Origin of the sequence: Kineococcus gypseus, assembly GCF_050871305.1 — a bacterium.
Lineage (GTDB): Bacteria > Actinomycetota > Actinomycetes > Actinomycetales > Kineococcaceae > Kineococcus > Kineococcus gypseus.
Map to the genome: position 1 here is coordinate 1 of NZ_JBJLRD010000094.1, position 7,207 is coordinate 7,207.

Here is a 7,207-nt window from a genome sequence, read left to right on the forward strand (position 1 = left end):
GAGCGTTGCCGCACCGCCCGGCGCCCGCCCGGCCCGCCCGGCCGGCCGGGCCCGCCGTCCCCCGCGGGCTGCCCCGCGCCGCGCGCGCGGCGCTGACCGCCCTGGCCGCGCTGGCGCTGCTGCTCGGCGTGGCGGCACCGGCGGGCGCGGCACCGGCGGGCGCGGCGCCCGCGCCCGGCCCCGCCGGCGCGGGCACCACCGGTACGGGCACCGCCGGCACCGCACCCGTGGTGCTCGTCGGCACCGGCGGCGTGCGCTGGACGGACGTCTCGCGCGAGGCGACCCCGGCGCTGGCCTCCACCGTGCGCGGGGCCGTGGGCACCGTGGCCGTGCGCAGCGTCTTCACCGCCGCCTGCCCCGCCGACGGCTGGCTGGCGCTGTCCGCCGGGCGGCGCGCCACCGACTTCACCGGCACCTCCGCCGAGCACGCGCGTGCGGCGTGCGCACCGGTCGCCGACGTCGTCGACGGCGTGCAGCCGGGCTTCGCCGGGTACCGGCGCACCGCCGCCGGGGGCACCTTCGGCGCGCAGCCGGGCCTGCTGGGCGACGCCCTGGCGCGCGCCGGGGTGCGCACCCTGGCGGTGGGCCCGGGCGCGGCGGTGGCGCTGGCGCGCTCGGACGGGCGGGTGCCCGCCGCCGTCACCGGCGCGCAGGCCCCCACCCCGGCCGCCGTGGGCGGGTACGTGCAGGACGCGCTGGAGAGCGGCGCGCAGGTCGTCGTCGTCGACGCGGGCGCGGTGCGCGACCCGGCGGACCTGCCCGCGGACGAGGGGGCGCCGGCGGCCGGGCGCGCCGAGCAGGTGGCCGCCGTGGACGCCGTCGTGGCGGCCGTGCAGCGCGCGGTGGCCGGGAGCACCGGGACGGGTGCGACCACGCTGCTCGTCGCCTCGCTGGCCGACGCCGGGCGCACCGCGCACCTGCAGTTCGCCGGCGCCACCGGCCCGCGCCCCGGCGGCGGCGCCTACGACGGCCTGCTGGTCAGCCGCTCCACCCGCCAGGTCGGCATCGTGCAGACCACGGACCTGACGCCCACCGTGCTGGCGCTGGCGCTGGGCACCGACCACGGCACCGCCGGCCTGGTGGGCGCGCCGGTGGGCAGCACGCAGGGCGCTGCGAGCGCCGCCGAGCGCGAGGAGAAGGTGCGCGACCTGGACGCGGCCGCGCAGGCGGTGCAGCCGCTGGTGGCGCCGTTCTTCACCACCTGGGCCGCCAGCCAGCTGCTGCTGTACGCCGCGGCCACGCTGGCGCTGCGCCGGGCGTGGGGCGGCGCGCGCGGGCGGCGGCGGGTGCTGGCGTGGCTGCGGGCGCTGGCCGTGGTCTACGGCGTGGTGCCCGCCTCGACGTTCCTGGCCAACACGCTGCCGTGGTGGCGCGCAGGGGGCACCACCGGCGCGCACCTGCTGGCGGTCACCGGCGCGGTGGCGCTGTTCGTCGCGGCGATCACGGCGGTGGCGCTGCTGGGGCCGTGGCGGCGCGCGGCGCTGGGCCCGCTGGGCGTGGTGGGGGCGGTCACCGCGGGCGTGCTGGCGCTCGACGCCGGCACCGGCTCGCGGCTGATCACCTCCAGCCTCAACGGCCTGCAGCCGGTGGTGGCCGGGCGCTTCTACGGCCTGGGCAACCAGCAGTTCGCGCTCTTCGCCACCGGCGCGCTGCTGCTGGCGGTGGCGGTGGCCGACCCGCTGCTGCGCGCCGGGCGGCGCCGGGCCGCGACCGCCGCGGTGGCCGTCCTGGGCGTGGCGGCCGTCTACGTCGACGGCGTGCTGGGCAGCGACTTCGGCGGCCCGCCGGCGCTGATCCCGGCGTTCGGGCTGATGACGCTGCTGGTGGCCGGGGTGCGCGTGACGTGGCGGCGGGTGCTGCTCATCGGGGTGGGCACCGTGCTGGTGCTCGCGGCGATCTCGGTGGTGGACTGGCTGCGCCCGGTGGACGACCAGACGCACCTGGGCCGCTTCGTGCAGACGCTGCTGGACGGCGGCGCCGGGCAGGTCGTCGAGCGCAAGGCGGCGCAGAACCTGCGCATCCTCGTGGGCAACTGGGTCCTGAGCCTGGTGCTGGCGCTGGCCGGCTCCTTCGTGGCGTTCGTGCTGGTGCGCCCGCGGGTGCTGGGGGTGGCGGTGCTGCAGCGCTCCTACGACCGCCACCCGGCGCTGCGCCCGGGCTGCACCTCCCTGCTGGTGCTGCTGGCCATCGGCTTCGCGGTCAACGACTCGGGGGCGGCGGTGCCGGCGGTGGGGGCGATGCTGGCGGTGCCGCTGCTCATCGCCACCGTCACCCGGACGGTGGAGCCGCTGCAGGCGCCCGGCGCCCCGCGCGAGCGCCGTCCCGCCCCCGCCGGGCGCTGAGGGGCCCGGGCACCCGCCGCACGGGTCTAAGGTTAGCGACAACCGTTCCCATCTTCAGGAAGTCGCCGATGAGCCGCCACCCCGCCCTGCTCCTCACCACCGCCCTCGCCCTGGGCCTCGCCGCCTGCGGCGGGGACGACGCGACGGGCGCGCCCTCCGCCGCCCCGGGCGGGGACGGCCCGAGCGTCGTCGCCTCCACGGACGTCTACGGCTCGATCGCCGCCGCGGTCGCCGGCGACGCCGCCACGGTCACCTCGATCATCGACGACCCCTCCGCGGACCCGCACTCGTACGAGGCGGACACCCGCACCCAGCTGGCCCTGACGCGCGCGGACGTCGTCGTGGAGAACGGCGGCGGCTACGACGACTTCGTCGACACCATGCTCGACGCCGCCGACGGCGCAGAGCCGGTCGTGGTGAACGCGGTGGAGCTCTCCGGCAGGGACGCGGGCGGGGAGTTCAACGAGCACGTCTGGTACGACCTGCCGACGGTGCGCGCGGTCGCCGGGGCCGTCGAGGCCGCCCTGGCCGAGGCCTCCCCCGACGACGCGGCCGTCTTCGAGGCCAACGCCGACGCCTTCGAGGCCCAGCTCGACCAGCTCGAGCAGCGCGTCGCCGAGGCCGCCGCGAGGACCACCGGCGCGCCGGTGGCGGTCACCGAGCCCGTGCCCGGCTACCTGCTCGACGCCCTCGGGGCGGACGACCGCACGCCGGAGGCGTTCTCCGAGGCGGTCGAGGAGGAGACCGACGTGCCCGCCGACGTCCTGCAGGAGACCCTGGACCTGGTCGGCGGCGGGCAGGTGCGCGCCCTCGTGCACAACGAGCAGACCACGGGCCCGCAGACCGAGCGGGTGCTGGCCGCCGCGCGCGAGGCGGGCGTGGCCGTCGTGCCGGTCACCGAGACGCTGCCGGAGGGTGAGGACTACGTGTCGTGGATGACGTCGACCGTGGACGCCGTCGTGGCGGCCCTGACCGCGTGAGGGCGCCCGCGGGCAGCCCCGCCCTGCGGCTGCGCGGCGCCGAGCTGACCTACGGCGCGCGCCGGCTGTGGTCCGGCCTGGACCTCGACGTCGCCCCCGGCGAGTTCGTCGCCGTCCTCGGCGCCAACGGCGCCGGCAAGTCCAGCCTGCTGAAGGTGGTCCTCGGGCAGCGGGCGCTGCGCGCGGGCACCGTGGAGGTCGCCGGGCGCCCCGCGCGCCGCGGCGACCGGCGCATCGGCTACGTGCCGCAGCAGAAGGGCGTGGACGCCTCCACCCCGCTGCGCGCGCGCGACTTCGTGCGCCTGGGCCTGGACGGGCACCGGTGGGGCCCGCTGCTGCCCTCGCGGCGCGCGTCCCGGCGCGTGGACGAGGCGCTGGCCGCCGTGGGCGCCACCGCCTACGCCGACGCGCCCGTGGGCCGCCTGTCCGGCGGGGAGCAGCAGCGGCTGCGCGTGGCGCAGAGCGTGGTGGGCGACCCCGCGCTGCTGCTGGCCGACGAGCCGCTGCTCTCCCTGGACCCGCACCACGCCGGGGCCGTCACGGCCCTGGTGGACGCCTGCCGCCGGCGCACCGGCGCGGCGGTGCTCTTCGTCACCCACGACGTCAACCCCGTCCTGCCGTACGCCGACCGCGTGCTCTACCTGGCGCAGGGGCGCTTCAGCGTCGGCACCCCCGACGAGGTGATGACCTCGCGCACGCTGTCGTCGCTGTACGGCTCGCCGGTGGAGGTGCTGCGCTCGGGCGGGCGGGTGCTGGTCGCCGGTGCCGCCGCCGACGCCACCGCCGAGCAGCGGTGCGCCCACCAGGAGGTGCGCTGATGGGCGCGGTGGCGTGGTCGGACGTGGTCGACTTCAGCGACTACGGCGCCCTGCTGGCGCTGGTGCAGAACTCCCTGTGGGCCGGGGCGCTGCTCGGCCTGGTCGGCGGCCTCGTCGGCGTCGTCGTCGTCGCGCGCGACCTGCCCTTCGCCGTGCACGGCACCGCGGAGCTGAGCTTCGCCGGCGGCGCCGCGGCGCTGCTGCTGGGCGTGGACGTCGTCGCCGGCTCCCTGGTGGGCTCCGTCCTCGCCGCCGTGTTCTTCGGCGTGCTCGGCAACCGCGTGCGCGAGCACAACTCCGCCATCGGGGTGCTCATGCCGTTCGGGCTGGGCCTGGGCGTGCTGTTCCTGTCCCTGTACGAGGGGCGCGCGGCGAACAAGTTCGGGTTGCTGACCGGGCAGATCGTCGCGGTGGACGACCCGCAGCTGCTCTCCCTGGCCGCCATCGCCGCCGTGGTGCTCGCCGCCCTGGCGGTGCTGTGGCGCCCGCTGCTGTTCGCCTCGCTGGACCCGGAGGTGGCCGAGGCGCGCGGGGTGCCGGTGCGGCTGCTCTCGCCGCTGTTCATGCTGCTGCTGGGCCTGTCGGTGGCGATGAGCGTGCAGGTCGTCGGGGCGCTGCTCGTGCTGGCGCTGCTGGTCACGCCCGCAGCCGCGGCGCTGCGGGTCAGCGCCTCGCCGTACGTGGTGCCGGTGCTCTCGGTGGTCTTCGCCGTCGTCGCCGTCGTCGGCGGCACGCTGCTGGCGCTGGGCTCCTCGGTGCCCATCAGCCCGTACGTGACGACGGTGTCGTTCCTGACCTACCTCGGCTGCCGGCTCGTGGCGCGGCTGCGCCGGGCACCGGCGCGCGGCGAGCGCGAGCAGGACGGGGTGCCGGTCGCCGAGGCGGCCTGAGGGCGCTCGGGCCCGGCCCGGGGCGCCGGGTCGCTAGGTTGACCCGGTGCCCCACCTCCTGCACCTGGACTCCTCCGCGGACCTGACCCGCTCCCGCTCGCGCGCGATCACCGCGGCGTTCGCCGCCGCGTGGACAGCGCGCGGGGAGGGCTTCACCGTCACCCACCGCGACCTGCACCGCGACCCGCTGCCGCACCTGCCCGACCCGGAGCTGCACTGGCCGGCCGTGGCGCGCCGCCCCGACGCGGCCCCGCCGGCGGCGTGGGACGCGCTGCAGGGCGAGGTGCTCGCGGAGCTGCTGGCCGCGGACGCGGTGGTGGTGGGCGCGCCGCTGTACAACTACACGGTCCCCTCGACGCTGAAGGTGTGGATCGACAACGTGCACGTGCCGGGCGTGACCACCGGCGCGGGCGTGCAGCCGCTGGCGGGGCGGCCGGCGGTCGTCGTCAGCAGCCGCGGCGGCGTGTACGACGCTGGCACCCCCACCGAGACGTGGGACCACGGCGTGCCGGTGCTGCGGATCGTCCTGGGCGAGGCGCTGGGGATGGACGTGCACGTGGTGCAGACCAGCGCGACCCTGGCCGACCGGCTGCCGGAGCTGGCGGACCTGCGTGAGCGCGCCGACGCGGAGTTCGCCGCGGCCGTGCGCGCGGCCGAGGAGCTCGCCGCCACCCTGTGAGGCGGGCGCGGCGCCGCGGCGCTCACAGCGGCTTGGCGAACCAGAGCTGCGCGTCGGGGTTGTCGTTGTAGCGCTCGACCTGCGCGAAGCCCTCGCGCTCGTACAGCCGCAGCGCGGCCGTGAGCGCGGCGTGGGTGTCGAGCACCAGGCGCGGGGCGCGGCGCTCGCGGGCCCAGTCCTCCGCGGTGGTCATCAGCCGGTGCGCCAGGCCCAGGCCGCGGGCGGCGGGGTCGACGTAGAGGCGCTTGACCTCCGCGTCGCCGCCGTCGAGCAGGCGCACGCCGACGCAGCCGACGGGCCGCCCGCCGCGGCGGGCCACCCAGAACGCCCCGCCCGGCGCGGCGAGGTCCTCGTCGTCGCCGGGCGGGCCGTCGTCGCCGCCGGGCAGGCCGCAGGTGGTGGCGACGTCCTTCCAGAAGCGCACGCGCAGGAGCCGCCCGGCGTCCCCGCCGGGCGGCTCCTGCTGCAGCGTCACGTCCTGCGCCACGTCCTGCGCCACGTCGTCGACCCGGTCCACCGGGCCATCGTGGGGCCGGGCCGCGGGGGCCGCGGCACCGGGGTCGGCGTCAGCGCTCCTCGCGGAAGTCCACGTGCTCGCGCACCACCGGGTCGTACTTGCGGACCACGAGCCGGTCGGGGTCGTTGCGGCGGTTCTTGCGCGTCACGTAGGTGTAGCCGGTGCCGGCGGTGGACCGGAGCTTGACGACGGGGCGGACGTCGGCGTGCTTGGCCATGGGTGCTCCCTCCGAGCTGCGAGCGGCGGTGGTGCACCGCCGGTCACCCCTCTCAACCCCTCCTTACCGACAACCATTCCCACGTCCGGGCCGCGCGGGCGGTGCTCAGGAGCGGGGTTCGACGGCCACCTCGGCGGCCTGCCCGCAGGTGGTGCCGTGCGCCGCGGCGACCGCGGGGTCGTCGGCGCGCACCCCGCTCGCCACCGTCTCGGTGGCGCCGTTGCGCGCGTGCACCCGGTTCGCGTCCACGACGACCTCGGTGCGCGTGACGGTCCACGACCCGCCCTCCTGACGGGCGTCCACGCCGTACAGGTGCAGCCCGTCCCCGGCCGGCGCGCACGTCAGGCCGGTGCCGTGGGGCGTGAAGCCCAGGCTGAAGGAGTACTGCGCACCGTCCTCGCCGGGCACCGGCACCAGGGCGGCGTCCTCCTGGCGGTAGGCGTACACCTGCACCGAGCGCCCGGTGTCCAGCAGCACCACCGGCGCACCGGAGGCCAGCACCGCCGCGGAGGCGCCGGCGGCCTGCGGGGCGGCGGAGGTGAACTCCACGGACGTCGTGCCGTGCGCGGTGGTCGTCGCCCCCAGCAGCCGGCGGCCGTCGACGTCGGCGAGCCAGAGCACGTCGTCGGCGCCGTCGCCGTCGAGGTCGACGGTGCGCGCGCTCCCGGCCCCCGGGGGGGGCGCGCGCCCGGGGGGGGGGGGCGGGCGGGGCGGGGGGGGGGGGGGGGGCGGGGGGGGGGGGGGGGGGGGGGGCGGCGGGCGTT

The 7,207-nt window shown here is 78.3% G+C and carries 8 protein-coding genes; 5 read left to right on the forward strand and 3 right to left on the reverse strand.

Annotation, left to right across the window (positions count from 1 at the left end; genetic code table 11):
• The 5 genes from ACRYMN_RS20460 to ACRYMN_RS20480 all read left to right on the forward strand — a co-directional run.
• Window positions 1-2,342, forward strand: a 2,342-nt coding sequence (locus ACRYMN_RS20460; RefSeq protein WP_432499215.1) for a hypothetical protein, incomplete at its 5' end; no start/stop codon positions are given.
• A 68-nt stretch (window positions 2,343-2,410) separates the two neighbouring features.
• On the forward strand, window positions 2,411-3,322 hold the full coding sequence (locus tag ACRYMN_RS20465; protein ID WP_432499217.1) for a metal ABC transporter solute-binding protein, Zn/Mn family: 912 nt from the start codon (window positions 2,411-2,413) through the stop codon (window positions 3,320-3,322).
• Window positions 3,319-4,140 carry a metal ABC transporter ATP-binding protein gene (locus ACRYMN_RS20470; RefSeq protein ID WP_432499218.1) on the forward strand — a complete coding sequence of 274 codons (822 nt, stop codon included), beginning with the start codon at window positions 3,319-3,321 and terminating at the stop codon, window positions 4,138-4,140. Before ACRYMN_RS20465 ends, ACRYMN_RS20470 begins: the two co-directional genes overlap by 4 nt.
• On the forward strand, window positions 4,140-5,030 hold the full coding sequence (locus tag ACRYMN_RS20475; protein WP_432499220.1) for a metal ABC transporter permease: 891 nt from the start codon (window positions 4,140-4,142) through the stop codon (window positions 5,028-5,030). Before ACRYMN_RS20470 ends, ACRYMN_RS20475 begins: the two co-directional genes overlap by 1 nt.
• Before the next feature lie 46 nt (window positions 5,031-5,076).
• A complete protein-coding gene (locus tag ACRYMN_RS20480) occupies window positions 5,077-5,709 on the forward strand; it encodes an FMN-dependent NADH-azoreductase (RefSeq protein WP_432499221.1) in 633 nt (210 codons plus the stop codon).
• Between the two features lie 22 nt (window positions 5,710-5,731).
• Here the strand turns inward: ACRYMN_RS20480 and ACRYMN_RS20485 are convergent, their stop codons facing one another.
• The 3 genes from ACRYMN_RS20485 to ACRYMN_RS20495 all read right to left on the reverse strand — a co-directional run bounded on the left by ACRYMN_RS20485 (window position 5,732) and on the right by ACRYMN_RS20495 (window position 7,064).
• The gene (locus tag ACRYMN_RS20485; RefSeq protein WP_432499222.1) at window positions 5,732-6,226 is read right to left on the reverse strand and encodes a GNAT family N-acetyltransferase; all 495 of its coding nucleotides are present in this window, start codon (window positions 6,224-6,226) and stop codon (window positions 5,732-5,734) included.
• A 49-nt stretch (window positions 6,227-6,275) separates the two neighbouring features.
• Window positions 6,276-6,443 carry a 50S ribosomal protein L33 gene (gene rpmG / locus ACRYMN_RS20490; protein WP_166611399.1) on the reverse strand — a complete coding sequence of 56 codons (168 nt, stop codon included), beginning with the start codon at window positions 6,441-6,443 and terminating at the stop codon, window positions 6,276-6,278.
• Between the two features lie 105 nt (window positions 6,444-6,548).
• A complete protein-coding gene (locus ACRYMN_RS20495) occupies window positions 6,549-7,064 on the reverse strand; it encodes a hypothetical protein (protein WP_432499225.1) in 516 nt (171 codons plus the stop codon).
• Window positions 7,065-7,207 lie beyond the last annotated feature (143 nt).